This window comes from Microbacterium sp., assembly GCF_017305435.1.
Lineage (GTDB): Bacteria > Actinomycetota > Actinomycetes > Actinomycetales > Microbacteriaceae > Microbacterium.
Genome location: NZ_JAFKIP010000002.1, coordinates 596,983 through 613,878 on the forward strand (window position 1 = coordinate 596,983; position 16,896 = coordinate 613,878).

General features: G+C 66.0%; 20 protein-coding genes. 12 read left to right on the forward strand and 8 right to left on the reverse strand.

The window, feature by feature from the left end; all coding sequences use genetic code 11:
• Positions 1 to 2: 2 nt before the first annotated feature.
• The 6 genes from J0I43_RS03140 to J0I43_RS03165 all read right to left on the reverse strand — a co-directional run bounded on the left by J0I43_RS03140 (position 3) and on the right by J0I43_RS03165 (position 5,656).
• Positions 3 to 683 carry a hypothetical protein gene (locus J0I43_RS03140; RefSeq protein WP_292858838.1) on the reverse strand — a complete coding sequence of 227 codons (681 nt, stop codon included), beginning with the start codon at positions 681 to 683 and terminating at the stop codon, positions 3 to 5.
• Positions 683 to 1,687 carry a ParB N-terminal domain-containing protein gene (locus tag J0I43_RS03145; protein ID WP_292858841.1) on the reverse strand — a complete coding sequence of 335 codons (1,005 nt, stop codon included), beginning with the start codon at positions 1,685 to 1,687 and terminating at the stop codon, positions 683 to 685. The genes J0I43_RS03140 and J0I43_RS03145 overlap by 1 nt, the downstream gene beginning before the upstream one ends.
• A 2-nt stretch (positions 1,688 to 1,689) precedes the next feature.
• Positions 1,690 to 2,589 (reverse strand): hypothetical protein, encoded by a 900-nt coding sequence (locus J0I43_RS03150; RefSeq protein ID WP_292858844.1) that lies wholly within the window; start codon positions 2,587 to 2,589, stop codon positions 1,690 to 1,692.
• Positions 2,590 to 3,012: 423 nt separating this feature from the next.
• Positions 3,013 to 3,666 carry a DUF2637 domain-containing protein gene (locus tag J0I43_RS03155; RefSeq protein ID WP_292859062.1) on the reverse strand — a complete coding sequence of 218 codons (654 nt, stop codon included), beginning with the start codon at positions 3,664 to 3,666 and terminating at the stop codon, positions 3,013 to 3,015.
• Positions 3,666 to 4,556, reverse strand: coding sequence for a bifunctional DNA primase/polymerase (locus tag J0I43_RS03160; protein WP_292858846.1), 891 nt, complete (start codon positions 4,554 to 4,556; stop codon positions 3,666 to 3,668). The genes J0I43_RS03155 and J0I43_RS03160 overlap by 1 nt, the downstream gene beginning before the upstream one ends.
• Positions 4,556 to 5,656 (reverse strand): ArdC-like ssDNA-binding domain-containing protein, encoded by a 1,101-nt coding sequence (locus J0I43_RS03165; RefSeq protein WP_292858849.1) that lies wholly within the window; start codon positions 5,654 to 5,656, stop codon positions 4,556 to 4,558. The genes J0I43_RS03160 and J0I43_RS03165 overlap by 1 nt, the downstream gene beginning before the upstream one ends.
• 324 nt (positions 5,657 to 5,980) lie before the next feature.
• Between J0I43_RS03165 and J0I43_RS03170 the strand changes: the two genes are divergently transcribed.
• The 4 genes from J0I43_RS03170 to J0I43_RS03185 all read left to right on the forward strand — a co-directional run bounded on the left by J0I43_RS03170 (position 5,981) and on the right by J0I43_RS03185 (position 9,178).
• A complete protein-coding gene (locus tag J0I43_RS03170; RefSeq protein ID WP_367267536.1) occupies positions 5,981 to 6,478 on the forward strand; it encodes a hypothetical protein in 498 nt (165 codons plus the stop codon).
• 65 nt (positions 6,479 to 6,543) lie between these two features.
• Positions 6,544 to 7,008, forward strand: a complete 465-nt coding sequence (locus J0I43_RS03175) for an ImmA/IrrE family metallo-endopeptidase (RefSeq protein ID WP_292858852.1) — start codon at positions 6,544 to 6,546, stop codon at positions 7,006 to 7,008.
• Entirely contained in the window at positions 7,008 to 8,027 is a 1,020-nt protein-coding gene (locus tag J0I43_RS03180) for a hypothetical protein (RefSeq protein WP_292858855.1), read from the forward strand. The genes J0I43_RS03175 and J0I43_RS03180 overlap by 1 nt, the downstream gene beginning before the upstream one ends.
• The gene (locus J0I43_RS03185) at positions 8,024 to 9,178 is read left to right on the forward strand and encodes an alpha/beta fold hydrolase (protein WP_292858857.1); all 1,155 of its coding nucleotides are present in this window, start codon (positions 8,024 to 8,026) and stop codon (positions 9,176 to 9,178) included. Before J0I43_RS03180 ends, J0I43_RS03185 begins: the two co-directional genes overlap by 4 nt.
• Positions 9,179 to 9,455: 277 nt before the next feature.
• Here the strand turns inward: J0I43_RS03185 and J0I43_RS03190 are convergent, their stop codons facing one another.
• Positions 9,456 to 10,097: a cation transporter gene (locus J0I43_RS03190; RefSeq protein ID WP_292858859.1), complete on the reverse strand. Its 642-nt coding sequence runs from the start codon at positions 10,095 to 10,097 to the stop codon at positions 9,456 to 9,458.
• On the reverse strand, positions 10,094 to 10,447 hold the full coding sequence (locus J0I43_RS03195; protein WP_292858862.1) for a helix-turn-helix transcriptional regulator: 354 nt from the start codon (positions 10,445 to 10,447) through the stop codon (positions 10,094 to 10,096). The genes J0I43_RS03190 and J0I43_RS03195 overlap by 4 nt, the downstream gene beginning before the upstream one ends.
• Before the next feature lie 226 nt (positions 10,448 to 10,673).
• Between J0I43_RS03195 and J0I43_RS03200 the strand changes: the two genes are divergently transcribed.
• The 8 genes from J0I43_RS03200 (at position 10,674) to J0I43_RS03235 (ending at position 16,878) form a co-directional block, all read left to right on the forward strand.
• Entirely contained in the window at positions 10,674 to 11,078 is a 405-nt protein-coding gene (locus J0I43_RS03200; RefSeq protein WP_292858865.1) for a four-helix bundle copper-binding protein, read from the forward strand.
• Between the two features lie 33 nt (positions 11,079 to 11,111).
• On the forward strand, positions 11,112 to 11,729 hold the full coding sequence (locus tag J0I43_RS03205) for a DUF305 domain-containing protein (protein ID WP_292858869.1): 618 nt from the start codon (positions 11,112 to 11,114) through the stop codon (positions 11,727 to 11,729).
• A gap of 129 nt (positions 11,730 to 11,858) precedes the next feature.
• The gene (locus tag J0I43_RS03210) at positions 11,859 to 12,140 is read left to right on the forward strand and encodes a metal-sensitive transcriptional regulator (RefSeq protein WP_292858872.1); all 282 of its coding nucleotides are present in this window, start codon (positions 11,859 to 11,861) and stop codon (positions 12,138 to 12,140) included.
• A 31-nt stretch (positions 12,141 to 12,171) separates the two neighbouring features.
• Positions 12,172 to 12,498: a heavy-metal-associated domain-containing protein gene (locus tag J0I43_RS03215; RefSeq protein WP_292858875.1), complete on the forward strand. Its 327-nt coding sequence runs from the start codon at positions 12,172 to 12,174 to the stop codon at positions 12,496 to 12,498.
• Positions 12,495 to 14,768, forward strand: coding sequence for a cation-translocating P-type ATPase (locus tag J0I43_RS03220; RefSeq protein ID WP_292858878.1), 2,274 nt, complete (start codon positions 12,495 to 12,497; stop codon positions 14,766 to 14,768). Before J0I43_RS03215 ends, J0I43_RS03220 begins: the two co-directional genes overlap by 4 nt.
• Before the next feature lie 71 nt (positions 14,769 to 14,839).
• The gene (locus J0I43_RS03225; protein WP_231478563.1) at positions 14,840 to 15,256 is read left to right on the forward strand and encodes a DUF6153 family protein; all 417 of its coding nucleotides are present in this window, start codon (positions 14,840 to 14,842) and stop codon (positions 15,254 to 15,256) included.
• A gap of 90 nt (positions 15,257 to 15,346) precedes the next feature.
• Positions 15,347 to 15,940: a DUF305 domain-containing protein gene (locus tag J0I43_RS03230; RefSeq protein WP_028495391.1), complete on the forward strand. Its 594-nt coding sequence runs from the start codon at positions 15,347 to 15,349 to the stop codon at positions 15,938 to 15,940.
• A 56-nt stretch (positions 15,941 to 15,996) separates the two neighbouring features.
• The gene (locus tag J0I43_RS03235; RefSeq protein ID WP_051526139.1) at positions 15,997 to 16,878 is read left to right on the forward strand and encodes a hypothetical protein; all 882 of its coding nucleotides are present in this window, start codon (positions 15,997 to 15,999) and stop codon (positions 16,876 to 16,878) included.
• Positions 16,879 to 16,896 lie beyond the last annotated feature (18 nt).

Below are 16,896 nucleotides of genomic sequence, written 5' to 3' on the forward strand. Positions count from 1 at the left end.
CGTCACCGGAGCGGGTTGTCGACCTCGGAGAGCCGGAGCAGGCGGCATTCGTCGAAACTCGGCTCGCAGGCGATGAAGAGTGTGAACGCGATCGGTCGAGACGTCTCCTGAGCCTGCGTCCCCACGATGCCGGAGCGATGGCGTGTTCCCGTGATCGTGTACGCGATGGTCCCGGGGAGTAGTTGACCAGGTGCCGCTTGATCGACCGCGTCGCTCCAGGATGCCGGCACGAACGCCTCGTCGATGGTCAGCCACTGGCGCGTGCCGTAGCTGCGCAGCGTCAACCACGCCTCCGCCGTCGGCAGATAGGTGCGAACATCGGAGACGAGCCCGGCGGTCTCAATACCAGAGGGATCCCCTGCGTCGACGATCACCTGTGCGTAGTCGGCCGGATCGAAGTCCGTGGTGGAGTCCCAATTGACGAGCGCGCCTGCTGCTTCGCGCGCGAAGGCCTCGGCATCCGATGTCGAGCGGATCGGGGGGAGCGTTGCGCTCGAGGCGCTCGGTTTAGGGCTGACGTTCGAGGCAGCCGGGGCCGGCGGCTCGACCTCAGTCGTCGGAGTGCTGGGCGACGGTGCCAGTACAAGTCCGTACAAGCCAACGCCGACAAGTGCCGCCAGCACACCGAACCCGATCGAGAGGAAAAGGACGAGGCGCCGCCGGGGGCGCAGCGCGGCGATCATCACGCGATCTTCCGTCCCCGCTGGACACGTGCGCTGCGGAGCGCCGCGAAGAACTCGACGGTCGAAGCGAGCGTCGCTTCGAACTGCTCGAGTTGCTCGTCCGTCAGTTCAGTAGCCACAGCTGCGACATCGAAATGGGTCCACCAGAGATCCAGGTCTTCCCACACACGCACGAACGCGCGGACGGGAAAGACGTGTGCCGTATCACCACGAGACCTGGATGGCCGCCGGCCGCGCTTCGCCTCCTTGACTCTCGCAAGAGCCGCGTTTGCCAATTGCTCGAGTTCGTCGGGCGGCTCGAAGTCCTCGGGTGCTTCGAAGTCCTCGAACTGTTGTGGCGGTTCCGGCTCGAGGAGTTGCCGGATTCGCGCGTGCGACGCGGCGACACTTCCTCCCTCGTCGATGAGCCGCAGTTCTTCGCTCGCCTTCTCCTTCAGTGCAGGGTCGGCGCCGGGGTCAGCGACAACGCGCTGCAGTTCGGCGATGCGTTCCAGCGTGGTGTATGACGCCTTTCCGGTGACCATCTGGGCTGCCTGGGTGCGACTCTTGCCTGACTTGAATTGCGGTGGTGCCACGGTGGCACCACCGTCTTTTCCATCCCGGGAATCCGGACGGCTGAAACGCGTCGCGGACTGCCGGCGAGTCGCGTCGTCGGCGATCTGATCCTTCAGTTCGGTGTACAGGGAGGCCGCCTCTGTCGGCGTGAGCGGCTTGTGGAGAAGGTTCTCGGCCTGCTCTGCCAACAGCTCGGCGAGCCGATCCGAGATCCCGGACCTCACCCACACCTTGATCGTCTTCTCGCCCAGCCGCTTCAGCGCTTCGAGCCGACGGGCACCGCACACCAGGACGCCTTCCGGTGTCACGGTGACCGGCTGGAGCAGTCCGTCGCGGGTGATCGACTCGGCAAGCTCATCGATGTCCCCGAATTCGGTACGGTGCCGCTTCCCGACGACGATCGACTCGATCGATCGTTCGAGCTCGATGTGGCCGACTCTGGTTCCCACGGTCACCGCCTCGATCGATCTGCGGGTGCGGCGAGACTCACCGCGAGGACGAGATCGTCATCCGTCAGCAGCGAACGCAACGGTTCACCGATCAGCAGTCGAAGCAGGATGCCGCGGCCGGCTGTCGTCCGGGCGACCTCCGGTTCCGGGTTGCCGAGGACAGCACGGAGCAATCCGTTCCACGATGCGGACGACAGGTCGAGGAGGGTTCTTCCGTGGACGTCGCGCCGGAGCGATTCCCAGGCGGTAGCACGCGAGGGGACCTCACTGAGTCGTGCACAGATGTACTCCATCGCGGTCCGCGCGGGCGTGCGCGGCCAGCCGAGCAAGGTCATGAAGGCGATCGCATTCTCGACTGCCTCTCCAATCCCGGCGCCGTCCGAAGAGCCGCCGTCATCGAGCGCGTCCCCGGCCCCCTGCACACGCAGTGACGGGTGATAGTCGCTCAACGGGTTCTCTCGGTCGCTGAATCGCTCGGGGTCATGGAACGACGAGAACTCGGGTCGGCGCGCCTGGTAGACCGAGCACAGCAGGCCGTTCGCCCGTTCCTCGGCGATCAGCGTCACCTGCACGGCCCGAGTGACTACCGCCCAGGGGTCGTCGGCATTGCGCACGGCCGACGAGCGCATTGCGTCGAATGCGGCCGCGGCGGCATCCCATGGATCGAGTCCGTGCTTGCGCGCCAGCTTTGCGTAGCGCCGAACGACATACTCCATGAGCGCTCCGGCTTCGGCGTCGCGACGCCAGGCGCCGTGGTCCTGCGCGGCGAGGCGTTCGAGCACTTCGCGCAGCCCCTCCGAGCTCTCGAACAAGGCGGGCACGCTCGCCGACTCGGAGGAGTCCGGACGGCGCTGCGAGTGCACCGATGCGGCGGCATCTGAGCGGGAACCCTGGCTCGACATGGCAACCTCGCTACCGACCGATTCCAGAACGACGGACGGACCCGTGATCAGCGCGGCCGTTTCCGAACGCCTCCACCGGCGGTAGGTGAAGGGCCCGTTCTCGGATTGCGCGGCGAGTTGCCGCGACCCCCTGCGTCGGGAAAGCGCGCGCTCGCCGGGCGAGCGAGGACTCGAGGTCGATTCCCTGGCCCGCGACGCGCCCGGTGACGGCGGGAACGAGTTCCGTAGGTCGCATCCAGACCACCTCGCTTCGAACCCGCTCAGCGCCGGATAGGGACAGCGGCTGCCTCGCAAGCGAAGGATCGCCGTGCCGCGCCAATTCGGAGACCTCTTCGGGTGACCGCTTATCGACGAGTTCACGTTCACGCTCGGACGCGTCCACGCGAAGCGGCGGGCCGGGTCGCTCGACTCGCTCGTATTCGTTCATGACGTAACCTCCTTCTGAACCTCAGGTGTGCCGATCGTCCCCGCGAACCACCGGCCGACTGTCGACGGATGAACTCCCGTGGCGCTCGCAATCTCCTTGTTCGACATCCCGCGCTGACGCATCAGCGCGGCAACGCTTCTACGGGCACCCTTCTCCGGAACCTCGACCAGCGAGCGAACCGGAACGACTTCTGTGGACAGGTCTCGTGACGTCTCTGCTGTGGAGGAAACGTGAAGCCGGAATCGCTGGGTGAGAACGACCGTCAGGTGAGTGATCGCGAGAAGCACCAGCGGCGGTACTGCGGCAACCGACGCTGCAAGCACGGGAAGAACATCGGCATCGGCCGCGACGACGGCATGGATCGAGTTCGCGGCGACCGATACGGCAGCGCCGATCATGAGCAGCATCCACGGATACCACGCACCCCGCTGTCCGGCGAGCGCGACGACGGCAACGGTTCCGACGACGATTATTCCGTCCACAATGAGCGGCCACGCCCACGCCTGCGTCGCCGCGATGCCGGACGCATGGGCGAGATCCGCGAGAGCGGTGAACGACAACCAGAACGCACCGACAGCGATGAACACGGTGCCGACTACCGCGGTCCATACGGCAATCCGTCCTGACCGCGGCTCCGTCGTAGCGGGGATCACGAGATCACCTGCCCGCTGAGCGAGCGGGATGCTGAGCTGCCACCACTGATGCGAAAGGGCGGCGTCTGCCCCACCACCGTTCGGTACGCAGACCGGATGGTCGTCAGGATCTCAGCCTGATGCAACCCCGCGTGCTCCGCAGCAGGCCCGAGTAGGTTGCGCGCGCTCTGATCAGTGACGCCGTTCTCGGCGAGCCGGCATGCGGCCCAGTACAGGGCGCGGTTCCGCTCGCCCTCAGCCCGTGCGGCCAGCCACGCCGCGAGACGCTCCGCGTCAACATCGCGGCGTGTCTCCACAGGCCTCGTCGCAGCAGGGGTCGGCCTCGGGTCGAGAAACTGTCGAAGCGCTGATCCGTCGATTGACACGGCGTGCCCGCGTCCGGCGCCGATCAGCTCATACGCAGACCGGTTGCCTTCGAAAAGCACTTGCGACGGCGGCACGATGACGTAGCCGCCCTCACCCCGGAAGTCGATGCCGGCGCGGGCGGCCTGCCACGATGCCTGAACGCGATCAGGGTCTGCGGGGTAGTAGGCGTGCATCCCACCGGATGCCGTCTTCACCAGCGCCTGCCAGCGATCCACGAGACCTTCCCGGCGAGCGAGCTCGAAGGCAGCGAATCCGCGCACCCGCCCGTGCACATCGATGTCTACGACCTCGACGGCGGAAGCTCGCCCGGTCGGCATGCCGATGTTCGCTTCGGGCCATCGAGACCACCATCGGGCGATCTGGCGGTCGTCGGAGGTCGCGTCGCGGAACCCGTGCTCTGTGAGCGGCCGCTTCTCCGCTGGCTTGCAGGGGAAGATCGGGACTCCTGCCGCAGCGAATCGAGCGGCGCCTTCCCGCGGCGAGAGGCCGATCATTCCGGCGAACAGGGCGAGGGTGTCCATCACAGATCCCGGGCCGAGAACGCTGATTCGGGGGACGAGTTCCGAACCCTCACGCGGCGGACATCATCGAACTGTTCCACCGGGCCAGCAACGAGAGTCTGAAGTGCACCCCGCTGCGCTTCCCTCGTCAGACCCGGAGGGTCGCCCGAGCCGACTTGCATCGTGCGCAGCCCCTTGAGGATCGCGACCGCTGCCGTGCGGACTCGCTCACCGGTCGCTTGCACGACTTCCACCGGCGTCTTTCCCTCGACGGATGTTGCCCATGTCGCCACATACGGGATCGTGTAGCCCGATGTGTCGAGGCCGTGGGCCGCTCCGATCATCAGAGCAACGGACTCCGCTTCGACTTCCCCGATCCCGCGGTGGAGTACGGCATCGGCGTTGTCAGGGCCGTGCAGCATCACGTGCGCCAGCTCGTGCGCCAAGGTCTTCGCACGCGCCGCGGGGTCTATGTCACCCCGAATGGCAACGCTTCGAGTGAGGTAGTCGGTCATGCCGTTGGCTCCGCCGAGAGCGCGATCGCTCCCAACAATGCGCAGCGTGTACCCGTGTTCGCGTACGAGGGATGCAAGACCATCCCAGAGACCCTGTGGCGCCTCGCCCGCGAGCAAATGCGGAGTGTGGGCATGGGGGATCGGGACACCGCTCGTCTGCGAGGCATCCCATACGTATGCGGGCCGCACGCCCACCATCCGCGTGCGCACTTCGTCGTTGCGTCTCGGGGTCTCGCGAGGCGCAAGACGACGCCATGACTCGGCGACGTGTGGGGTGGGGGAGGCGAATCGCGCGAGGATCGGCGCAAAGATCAGGTAGCCGGTCTGGCCGCGGGCGACCGACCTCCCAAGCGTGCGCCATTGCCGGAACCCCGCGACGTACGTCGGCGTGGGCTCAGCGACCCTGCCCTGCTCGAACGCAGCAAGGTGCTGCACCCAGATGAGCATGGTGTTGTTGAACGAACGAGAGCGGAATCGCGCGGCGAACTCAAGAGCCTGCACCCAGTCGTTGCCCGTCACGAGCGTGCCCACGGCATCCGCCAGCTGAGCGTGCAGCCGTTCGAGCTTCGCCTCAGTGGAACCGACTGCGGGGGGTTGGTGTGTCATGGCGTGGGCACCTCCTTCTGATCAGCCGACAGAGCGGCTTCCTGTGGGAGGTACGCGCGATCTCACCGGAGCCGATGGGCGAGCGCGCGAACGACCGACCCGAGACGGTCGCATAACTGTTCACGCTCGCGCGGGGCGGCTTCACGAAATTCGGGCGCGCCCGCAGGCCGGCTGTGTGGGGGTGGAGTGCCGACAAGTCCTCTGTACCGTCCCCGGCGATGACCTCCTCTTTGAGCATGCTCAAATGGCTTTGGAGTTGTTTCTAGCACCGACATTGATCATGCGCAACGGTTGATTTGAGCATGCCCAACGGGTACGTTGAGCATGCTCAACGCCCGTCGACGGGCGCTCACAAACGACAAGCCTTGCCTCACCCGAGGGGAAGGGTGGTCTACCGAAATGACAGAAGACGAGAGCAAAGTGGCCGCGGAAGACCTCGCGAAACGCCTCAGGCTGCTTCTCGACGTCGCGATCACCGAGTCGGGTTCCGAACCGACCTACGCCCAGATCGCGGCGTTCCTCGAGAAGCGTGGGATCAACCTGTCGAGATCTCGATGGACATATATGGTCAACGGTCACCGCTACGTGCAAGACCCCGCGCTATTCGAAGGGCTCGCTGCGTTCTTCGACGTGGATGCCGCGTTCCTGCTCGGGGAGGACGGCGCAGCGACCCCGGACAAGGTCACCGCGCAGCTGGATCTTGTGCGAGCGATGCGAGCCGCGAAGGTGAAGTCCTATGCCGCGCGCACGCTGGGAGATATCTCCCCGAAGGCCCTTCAGGCGATCAGCAGATTCCTGGATGAGGAAATGACACACACCTGAGCAGTGCCCTTGCCGGTCCGTTGTGACCCCCCACCGGCACATGCTCCCCGGACGGGAGTGACATCGTGAATATCGAGCAGACCGTGCCGACGGCCGTCGCAGACCTTGCGCTGGGTAGCACCTTCACCTTTGACGATCTCGTTGGGGCAATCCAGGATCACCGGCAGCGCACACTCCGAATCGTGGAACTTGCGGATCTCGGCGACCACGATGGCATCTGCGCGGTGTGGCTCATCACCGAGAACGAAGACCTCGTCCTTCACGCGCACAGCGACTCCGTCCTCCATCGCCAGCAGTTCGTCCTGCACGAGTTCGCCCACATGATCCTCGGGCATGGAGAAGACGACGAATGTTCGACGGAAGACTTCCTGCTTCCCGACATCCCCGCCCGGACTCGGCGTCGACTACTCACTCGTCAAGATTTGGACTCTCACACCGAGATCGCGGCGGAGGCCTTGGCTGATCATCTCGCTGCGGCGATCAGAGGATCGGTGTACGGCGAATCGCGCTACCTCGAGATCTTCGGGTGATGCAGACCTTCGTCGCGGTGCTGATGTGGCTGCTCGTGGCGAGCCTGCTCATCTTGCGCCGCGGACGAGCCGAGCGGAGCATCACCTACGCGGCGATCACGATCGCGGTCGCGATGACGATCAACGTCGATGCGGTCTACCGCTTCATCGATGCACTCCTCGGCGGCTCGAATGTCGCCACCCTCATCGGGGACTGCGCGCTCATGGTCGGGATCTTCTTCCTTGGCCGAGGGATCATGAAAGCGGGGGAGTATCAGCCCGGCCCAGTTCGCATTGCGCTGGGCCCCGTTGCCCTCCTGGTTGCGCTGAGCGGCGTCGGGATCGCCTTTCTGCTCATCGACCGTGGCGCCACGACGACCAACTTCATGATTGATCTCGGAGCGCAGCCTGCCGCAGCTGCGTACTCCATGATCCAGTTCACCTACTACGGGATCGTCGTTGGCACCATGGCAGTCCTCGCGAGTCGCCAGTATCGGCTGAGCGTTGGTCTACAGCGTCTGCCGGCCGGCTGTCTCGTCGTCGGCGCGATCCTCGGAGTCGCTCTCTGTGTCGTCGTCCTCATCATGGACATCGCACACCTTTCCGGGCGTGCAGACGTGATGGCTGACGTGTCTATCGCGTATGGACCGCTTTACATGTTGACCTTCCTCTTCCTCTGCGTCGGACTCGCTGGGCAGCCGACAGCGCGCTACCTGAGCGCGCGCCGGAGGGCAGCGCGAACACGCACGCTCATCAAGGAACTGTCGCCCGCATGGCGAGCGGCGACGATCGTTCGCCCGGGATTGAGTCAGACGGATGCCGCGTCCGTGCAAACCGATCGCCTCGAGGCGCAGCTGCATAGACAGGTCGTAGAGATTCGCGACGCGATGATCGACCCGCGCGTGTCGTTCTCTCTCAGCGCAGATGACCGTCTCGTCCTTGAACGAGCGGAGCAGCATCTCCTCGGAACAGACGGAGCTCGACTTCACCCGTCGTCTGCACCGGCCACACGGCGTAACTCTCAACGAGGGGCGGCATGAGAAACCCGATCGCGCTGGCAGGCGTGATGGCGGCCGCAGCGTCCCTATCGTTGGGCCTCGGTTTGGTGATCACGCGGCGGCTGACCGCCCCTCCAGGCCCGCGCCGGTTCGAACTGGCCATCCGTGCTGTCGAACAAGATGGCGACCGGCGAGCAATCGTGCTCGATCGAACGCATCAAACTGAGTCCCCAGGTGAGTTTACTCTGCTGTTTCGAGGAGGCCAGTGGGTGCAGCTGTCTGCCGAGGTGCTTGATCGCGGGCCTCGGCGCCTCGCACGTGAAGTGACGGCAACTGCACCGGGCTTCACGCCGTCAGCCGACGAGCCCGCATCCTGGAGCGGCATCTACTTCATGACGCCCGTCGATGCGGGCCTCAGCGCCTACGACATTGCCATCCCCACTCCGTCGGGGCCCGCGCCAGCGTGGCGTATCGGTCGCAGCGACTCGCAGTCAACGAGGTGGGCAATCCACATCCATGGGCTCGGCAGCCCGCGAGCCGGAACACTGCGCGGTGTGCAAGTCACCACCGAGCTGGGCTACACGTCCCTCGTCGTCAGCTACAGGAACGATAGCGAAGGCCCAAGGCGCGGAACTGGTCGGTCAACCCTCGGCGCCACTGAAGTCGACGACGTCGACGCTGCGATCCAGTACGCCATCGATCAGGGCGCGCGTCGCGTCGTTCTCTTCGGCTGGTCAATGGGAGCACAGGTCGCACTCCAACTCGCTGCACGGCCGCGTTACGGGCGGCTGATAGCCGGGCTCGTGCTTGAGTCGCCCGTTCTCGACTGGGTCGCGACGATCAAGGCGAACTGCGCTCGCGCCGGGCTGCCCGCCGCGGCAGGGCTCCTCGCCATCCCGTGGCTCACATCGCCTTTGCTCGCGCGCGCAATCGGCCTGCCCGGCACCATCCCTCTCGGCGATCTCGACTGGATCGCACGCGCGCAGGAGCTGGCAGCCCCTACTCTGATCCTCCACGGAACGAACGACGGCTCGGCGCCGTCGGCCCTCTCTCGCGAGCTCGCAGTGCTGCGTCCAGATCTCGTTCAACTCGAAATCTTCGACTCAGATCACACGATGACGTGGAACTCCGACCGAGAGCGTTGGCGGTCCACTGTTGCTGCCTGGCTTACTGCCAAGGTGACAGCTGACTAATCCTGGCCCGCCGAAGCTCCCGCCTCGGTTGATCCGACCGGGGTGGAGAATACGCCTTTGTGCGTCAATCATCACCCGATTGTCGGTGAAGGCAGCGTAGTGATTGCGAGCGGTTGCGAGCGGGCGAGAATCGCGGAATTACGCGGATCTTCGGTTGTGGAGAGTGGAGCCGCGGAGTTGTGCGCCCGGGCTTCCGCGGACTTTTTGCGGACTCGGTGCGGACAAGCATCTGACGGGACGGGCTACCGGCCGGGCCTCGTGCTTGACGGGGCACACGCTATTCCGATTTCATCTCACTGAGGACCTCGAAGGGAGACTCGATGTCTCCGCGCCACGCTTCGATGCCTTCACGGACGGCGAGGGCTGCGACGACGAGCGCGGCGACAGAGTCGGCCCACCACCATCCGAGAAGGCTGTTCAGAATCAGACCGATGAATACGGCGCCGGAGAGGTAGACACAGAGCAGTAGCTGCTTCGCGTCGGCGAGGACGCTCTTTGATCCCAGTTCCCGGCCCGTGCGCGGTTCATACCAGGCCAGCGCCGGCATCACCAGCAAGCTCAACGCGGTGATCGCGAGGCCGCGCGGACTGTGCTCGGGTGCGTCTCTCGAGACAAGACTTAATATCGCGTCGACGGTGACGTAGGCGGCGAGGGCGAAGAACGCCAGCCCGATCGCGCGAACCGTGGCCTTCTCCCACCGCTCAGGGTCCTTCCGGGTGAACTGCCACGCCACCGCGACCGCCGAGAGCACTTCGACGACAGAGTCCAAACCGAACCCAATGAGGGCTGCAGAAGAAGCGAGCACACCCGCCCAGATCGCGATGACCGCTTCCAGCACGTTGTAGGTGATCGTGAAGGCGACGATGAACCGCACGCGACGATGCAGCCGCTCCCGTCGCTCAGGCGTGAGCGTCGTCACGGTGCGACCTCGCAGCAGCCGGGAACCGTGCAGGATGCGTCGACGCACGGCGCGTTCTCATCGACCGCCAAGGTGACATCCACGAGAGCGGTGAGCGCGACGGCCAGATGGCCATCAGCAATCTCATAGCGTGTCTGACGCCCCTCGGGCTCGGCGATCACGATGCCGCAGTCGCGAAGGCAGGTGAGGTGGTTGGAGACATTTGACCGGGACAGCTCGAGTTCGCGAGCGAGTACAGCCGGATAGCTCGGGCCGCCGAGCAGGGTCATCAGTATCCGCGATCGTGTCGGGTCGGCCATAGCCCGTCCCAGTCGATTCATGACATCCAGGCGATTCGCAATAGTCAGCACTCAATGACTATACAGTGCTTGCTGTACCGACCGCACGTCTTCGCCGGGGACCAACGAGCCCACGCATCGCGCACACCTCAGCCGCGACCGTGCGACGGCGACACGGCCCCGGGGCCATCGACTATTGCGGGTTACCGTACCCCGGTTGAGTCTGCAAGGCCCTTACTGGGCGCGTGGCAAGCGGCTTACGTTACCGGCGTTCAAACCCCTTCGAAAGGAGACGGCCATGACGGTCACCGAGGACATGCTGCGCACCTACCCGAAGAGTCTCGGGAATGTGGATGAGAGGGTGCTGGCGCGTTGTATCGACGCGTGTGTGGAGTGCGCGCAGGCCTGCACTGCGTGTGCGGACGCTTGCTTGAGCGAGGAGATGGTCGCGGAGCTGACGAAGTGCATTCGCACCAATCTGGATTGCGCCGACCTGTGCGCGGTCACGGCGCGCGTGCTGTCACGGCACACCGGGTACGACGCGAACATCACCCGCGCGGCCGTGGAGGCGTGCCGATCGGCGTGTAAAGCGTGCGCGGACGAGTGCGAGCGCCATGCAGACATGCACGAGCACTGCCGTGTGTGCGCGGAATCATGCCGACGCTGCGAGCAGGCCTGTGAGGAACTGCTGCGCAGCCTGTAGAGAGTCACATCGAGCACAGAAGGGACGCCTCTGATGTCGAAAACCGATAACGATCAGCACACCTCAGATCACCAACACTCGGAAGACGACAAGCCCCGCACGTCAGCTGCAATGTACCTGCGATTCGCGGCGATGATCCTCACTGCCATGGTCGTCATGTACTGGGTCATGTTCGTGGGTTCATGGGAGTGGAGCCACATCCGCTTCAGTCAAAGCCGGGTGTTCATGGCCATCACCATGGGCGGCGCCATGGTGCTCGTGATGATCGCCTGGATGCTGAACATGTACAAGAACACCAAGGCGAACATCGCCATCGTCGGCGTCGGAATCCTCCTGATCGCCGGAGGCGTGGTTCTCGATCGCAGCCAGATTACCGTCGGCGACACCTCGTTCATGAACGCAATGATCCCGCACCACTCCCTCGCCATCACCCGATCCGAGCGCGCACAGATACAAGACGTGCGTGTCTGCGAGCTGGCCGTCGAGATTATCGAGGCGCAGAAACGGGAGATCCTCCTGATGGACTGGCTTATCGACGACATTCAAACCAACGGGCCGGCAACCACCCCGGAAGAGGCAGCCTCGCGAGCCGTGCCAACCTTCTCGGGAGAAGCAGACCGAAGCTGCGCGAACGAAACCCCCACCGAGTAGTTCTGGACTGTCCGCCCCCGGACGCGCGGCGCCTTCCCGCTGGCAGGCGAGCGTGAGAATTTCCTCGCCCCCCGCGCGCTGAGCGTGACAGAACGCCTACTATACCCTAGGGGGGTATAGTATGTAGTCATGAACGGTTACGCGGGAAACAAAGATGATCTGCTCAAGCGGCTGAGCCGGGCCGAAGGGCAGGTGCGCGGCATCGCGCGAATGGTCGACAACGACAAGTACTGCATCGACATCCTCACCCAGGTGTCGGCGGCGACGAGCGCGCTGGAGACGGTCGCGTTGTCGCTGCTGGCGGATCATCTGTCCCACTGCGTCGCTGAGGCTGCAGTTGAAGGCGGCCCGGTAGCCGAAGAGAAGATCCGAGAAGCGAACGAGGCGATCGCTCGCCTTGTCCGCTCCTGACGTCTACCCCTGAACCGAAAGGACACACATCATGACCACGAACGAGCGCACCGACCTGGGCCTGACCGACTCCGCCGCCGGATGCAGCTGCTGCGCCACGGCATCCGTCCCCGACACGCAGCCCGCCGCATCCACGATCACCGCTGAGGTGCTGGTTGAGGGGATGACCTGCTCGCACTGCGTGATGAGCGTCACCGAGGAGATCTCCGCGATCGACGGTGTCGATAACGTCTCGGTCGACCTGAAGGCCGGCGGAACCTCACGGGTCACGATCCACAGCGCCGAGCCGATCGATGCCGCACGCGTGCGGGCCGCGGTAGAGGAGGCGGGGTACGCCCTCGCCGGCACACCCGCATGAGCACCGTCGATGTGGACCTCGATATCTCGGGGATGACCTGCGCATCCTGCGCGACCCGGATCGAGCGCAAGCTCAACAAGATCCCGGGGGTGGAGGCGACGGTCAATTACGCGACCGAGAAGGCGCGCGTGCACGCCGACGGCGTGGAGACGGCGCAGCTGATCGCGGCGGTCGAATCCGCCGGCTACTCCGCGGCGCTTCCCGCGCCGATCATCGATGAGTCCACATCGGCCGCAACACCTGCCGACGACGTCGAGTTGGTTACCCTGCGCCGCCGGCTGCTGATCAGCACGGCCCTGGCCGTGCCGGTCGCGCTGATGTCGATGATCCCGTTGCTGCAGTTCACGAACTGGCAGTGGCTCGCGCTGACCCTGACCGCGCCGGTCGCGGTGTGGGGCGCCTGGCCGTTCCACCGTGCCGCGTTCGTGAATGCCCGCCACGGCGCCGCGACCATGGACACGCTGATCAGCCTCGGGGTGATCGCCGCATTCGGGTGGTCGCTGTATGCGCTGTTCTTCGGGATGGCGGGGATGCCGGGCATGCACATGACCTTCACCCTCTTCGGCAGCCCGGAAGCGGGAAGCGGGGAGATCTACCTGGAAGTCGCCGCCCTCGTCACGGTGTTCATCCTCGCCGGCCGGTACGCCGAAGCCCGGGCGAAGAAGTCTTCTTCCGAGGCGTTGCGCGCCCTGCTCGAACTCGGCGCCAAGGACGCCACGCGCCTCGTCGGCGGGGTGGAGCAGCGTGTTCCGGTCGCACAGCTTGCCGTCGGGGACCGGGTGCTGGTGCGCCCCGGCGAGAAGATCCCCTCGGACGGGCTCGTCGTCGACGGCGCCTCGGCGATCGACGCCAGCATGCTGACCGGGGAATCCGTGCCGGTCGAGGTCACCGTCGGATCCCGCGTCGTGGGCGCCACCGTGAACGTTGGCGGACGCCTGATCGTCGAGATCACGAGGGTCGGGGCGGACACGGAGCTGGCGCGGATGCAGCGGCTGATGGATGACGCTCAGACCGGCAAGGCGCGCGTGCAGCGTCTCGCCGACCGGGTCTCGGCCGTGTTCGTTCCGATCGTGATCCTCCTGGCGATCGTCGCTTTCGTCGGGTGGATGCTGGTCGGTGGGTCCGTCGAGGTCGCGTTCACTGCTGCGGTGGCGACGCTGATCATCGCCTGCCCGTGCGCGCTGGGCTTGGCCACTCCGACCGCGCTGCTGGTCGGCACCGGACGCGGGTCACAGCTGGGCATCCTCATTCGTGGGCCGCAGGTGCTTGAGCAGACCCGTCAGGTCGACACGATCGTGCTGGACAAGACCGGAACCATCACCCAGGGCGCGATGACCGTCACCACCGTCTCGGCGGCGCCCGGCGTTACCGATGACGAGTTGCTGCGGATCGCCGCCGGCGCGGAGTGGGGATCCGAACACCCCGTCGCGCGGGCCATCGCGAGCGCTCATGGTGGCGCGGCACCGGTGGCGGAGTCGTTCGCGTCGCACGCCGGGTTCGGCGTCCAGGCCGTTCTGGAAGGCTCGCTCGTCGTGGCTGGACGCCCGGAGTGGGTGGAGGACCAGTGGTCCGTTCATCTGCCGATCCGTTTTCGCGGTGAGGCTGAGGTGCTGGAGGCTGCTGGGGGCACGGTGATCGCGGTCGCCCGCGACGGGGACTTCCTCGGCATCGTCGCGGTCTCCGACACCCTCAAGCCCACCAGCGCGGACGCGATCGCCCGATTCCGCGCCCTGGGCCTGCGTCCCGTGCTGCTCACGGGCGACAACGCCGGCGCCGCCGAGCACATCGCGGGGCTGGTCGGCATCGATGAGATTCGGGCTGGGGTCACCCCCGCAGGAAAGCTCGACGCCATCCGGCAGCTGCAATCCGCGGGGCGTGTGGTGGCGATGGTCGGTGACGGTGTGAACGATGCCGCCGCCCTCGCCGCGGCCGACCTCGGCATCGCGATGGGGGGCGGGACGGACGCCGCCATCGCCGCCAGCGACGTAACCATCGCCTCCGGCGATCTCCTGGTTGTCGCGGATGCGATCCGGCTGTCGCGCCGGACGCTGGGCACCATCAAGGGCAACCTGTTCTGGGCGTTCGCGTACAACATCGCCGCGATCCCGATCGCGATGCTCGGCCTGCTCAACCCCCTGGTTGCCGCCGCAGCGATGGCCCTGTCGTCGGTGTTTGTGGTGACCAACAGCCTCCGCCTGCGGCGGTTCCGCCCAGCGTCGGCGCCGACGGTGCCGACCGCACCCGTGGCGCGAGAACCGCAGCACGTTTGAGACCTGGCGGCTGGCGGTTCCACGCCGGCCGCCAGGGACGATTACCCTGAAGAGGAGGAGGTGAGTTCTCGATGATCACTCTCGCGCAGCATCTGCGTCGCGGCCCTTCCGGGCTGGGTCATTCTGTGCTGTTGCTCATCGCCCTCACCGCCGCGCTCATCATCGGGCTGCTCGCCATGCACGCGCTGGCCGCCCCGACAGCCCACGCCGAGCCTGCCGCCGCCGTGTCCGTGCAGGAAGCCGGCGCCGCCCACGGCCACGATGCGCCACCGGCTGACGACGGTTGCCCGGACTGCGGGGGGCATGAAGCCATGCTCGCGATGGCGTGCGTCCTTGCCCTCCTGGTCGTATCGCTGCTTTTCCTCCTGCCCCGCGCTGGCGTCAGCTGGGGTGTCGTGTTCGGCCGGGCCGGACCCCTCATGGTCGCCGGCCGGGCAGCGCTGTCTCGACCACCCTCTCTTCTCGTTCTTTGCATCAGTCGAACGTGATGGCAGCTCGCTGACCCGTTAAGGGCAGCCGAGCTTTCGCGCGCGATCACACCGATCGTGCGCGCCACACAGACGACTGAGGAGAACCACATGAAGAACCGTGCCGCGGCGACCGCCGCGATCACCCTGACCGCCCTGCTCGCCCTCGCTGGCTGCGCCGGCGCCACCGGCAGCGGCGGGATGCCCAACATGCCCGGAATGGGCTCGTCGGCATCCGCATCCCCGGCCGCCGACGTGAACAACGCCGACATGCAGTTCACGATGATGATGATTCCCCATCACGAACAAGCCGTTGAAATGGCCGACATGATCCTCGCCAAGGACGGCATCGACGAGCGCGTCATCACCCTGGCCGAGCAGATCAAGGCCGCCCAAGGCCCGGAGATCGAGCTGATGGAGTCCTGGCTCGATGACTGGGGCACCCCGATGGGGGACATGGACGGAATGGACCACGGAGGGATGATGTCGGACACCGACATGCAAGCCCTCCAGGACGCCACCGGTGCGGAGGCCTCCCGCCTCTTCCTGGAGCAGATGATCGTCCACCACGAAGGCGCGATCGACATGGCGCAGACCGAAGTCGAGAACGGCCAGAACGCCGACGTGATCGCCCTCGCAGAGGCCATCATCGCCTCACAGACCACCGAGATCACCACGATGGAGGAGATTCTCGCGACACTCTGACCGTCAGGGGCCGGCCGCACCCGACGGCCGACCCCCGACCCAGGGAGACCGCCACCATGAAGACACATACACGCACTCTCGCCGCTTTTGGCCTCGCCACCACGGTTGTCCTGACCGCCGCCGCATGCGCGGCTGTACCCGAGAATGAGACCTCGCTCGATCTCATACCGCACGTCCACGACGTCGCTTTCGACCCGGACGGGGCGGTGCTGGTCGGCGCACACACCGGTGTCTACCGGGTCGACCCGACGACCGACGACACCTCCCTGGTCGGGAAGACCACCTTCGATGCGATGGGACTGACCGTCCACGCGGACACCATCCTCGCGTCCGGCCACCCTGACCCGGCCAACCAGGACCACACCTTCACTGCCCCCAACGTGGGCCTGGTCCGCTACAGCGACGCCGGCTGGGAACAGGTGTCGCTGGCAGGCGTCACCGACTTCCACCTTCTCGCCGCCACCCCCGCCGCCCCCGACTTCCTCCTCGGGCTTCCGTCCGACCGGGCGGTCCTCGCCGCGAGCGGTGATGCCGGGCAGACCTGGGAGGACCTTGGCCCGCTGACGGCACGGGACATCAGCATCGACCCGATGAAAGCCGATGTGGTCACTGCCACCACTCCGGAGGGTCTGATGGTCAGCCGCGACGGCGGCATCACCTTCACCGCGGTCGCCAACGCCCCGGCGCTTCTGGTGATCACGGCCGACCCGACAGCGGAGGAGGGCATCATCGGGGTCGATGCGGACGGCATGATCTGGACCGGAAGCACGACCGAGGGGGCCGTCTGGAAGACCGCCGGGCACGCCACCGGCGCCGCCTCGGCAATCGCGGCCAGCTTCGACGGAGCTGTCGCCATCGCTGACGAGGGCGGAGTGCGCATAACCACCGACGCCGGAAAAACCTGGCGGACTGTCATCAGGACGGACGCTTCACAATGAACCCGACGTCCGCCGATC

Excerpts from the sequence above, each read along its gene's own strand:
- J0I43_RS03140 (WP_292858838.1), bottom strand. The coding sequence starts at position 683 with ATGATCGCCGCGCTGCGCCCCCGGCGGCGCCTCGTCCTTTTCCTCTCG.
- J0I43_RS03150 (WP_292858844.1), bottom strand. The coding sequence starts at position 2,589 with ATGTCGAGCCAGGGTTCCCGCTCAGATGCCGCCGCATCGGTGCACTCG.
- J0I43_RS03160 (WP_292858846.1), bottom strand. The coding sequence starts at position 4,556 with ATGGACACCCTCGCCCTGTTCGCCGGAATGATCGGCCTCTCGCCGCGG.
- J0I43_RS03165 (WP_292858849.1), bottom strand. The coding sequence starts at position 5,656 with ATGACACACCAACCCCCCGCAGTCGGTTCCACTGAGGCGAAGCTCGAA.
- J0I43_RS03170 (WP_367267536.1), top strand. The coding sequence starts at position 5,981 with ATGCTCAACGCCCGTCGACGGGCGCTCACAAACGACAAGCCTTGCCTC.
- J0I43_RS03180 (WP_292858855.1), top strand. The coding sequence starts at position 7,008 with ATGCAGACCTTCGTCGCGGTGCTGATGTGGCTGCTCGTGGCGAGCCTG.
- J0I43_RS03185 (WP_292858857.1), top strand. The coding sequence starts at position 8,024 with ATGAGAAACCCGATCGCGCTGGCAGGCGTGATGGCGGCCGCAGCGTCC.
- J0I43_RS03200 (WP_292858865.1), top strand. The coding sequence starts at position 10,674 with ATGACGGTCACCGAGGACATGCTGCGCACCTACCCGAAGAGTCTCGGG.
- J0I43_RS03205 (WP_292858869.1), top strand. The coding sequence starts at position 11,112 with ATGTCGAAAACCGATAACGATCAGCACACCTCAGATCACCAACACTCG.
- J0I43_RS03210 (WP_292858872.1), top strand. The coding sequence starts at position 11,859 with ATGAACGGTTACGCGGGAAACAAAGATGATCTGCTCAAGCGGCTGAGC.
- J0I43_RS03215 (WP_292858875.1), top strand. The coding sequence starts at position 12,172 with ATGACCACGAACGAGCGCACCGACCTGGGCCTGACCGACTCCGCCGCC.
- J0I43_RS03220 (WP_292858878.1), top strand. The coding sequence starts at position 12,495 with ATGAGCACCGTCGATGTGGACCTCGATATCTCGGGGATGACCTGCGCA.
- J0I43_RS03225 (WP_231478563.1), top strand. The coding sequence starts at position 14,840 with ATGATCACTCTCGCGCAGCATCTGCGTCGCGGCCCTTCCGGGCTGGGT.
- J0I43_RS03230 (WP_028495391.1), top strand. The coding sequence starts at position 15,347 with ATGAAGAACCGTGCCGCGGCGACCGCCGCGATCACCCTGACCGCCCTG.
- J0I43_RS03235 (WP_051526139.1), top strand. The coding sequence starts at position 15,997 with ATGAAGACACATACACGCACTCTCGCCGCTTTTGGCCTCGCCACCACG.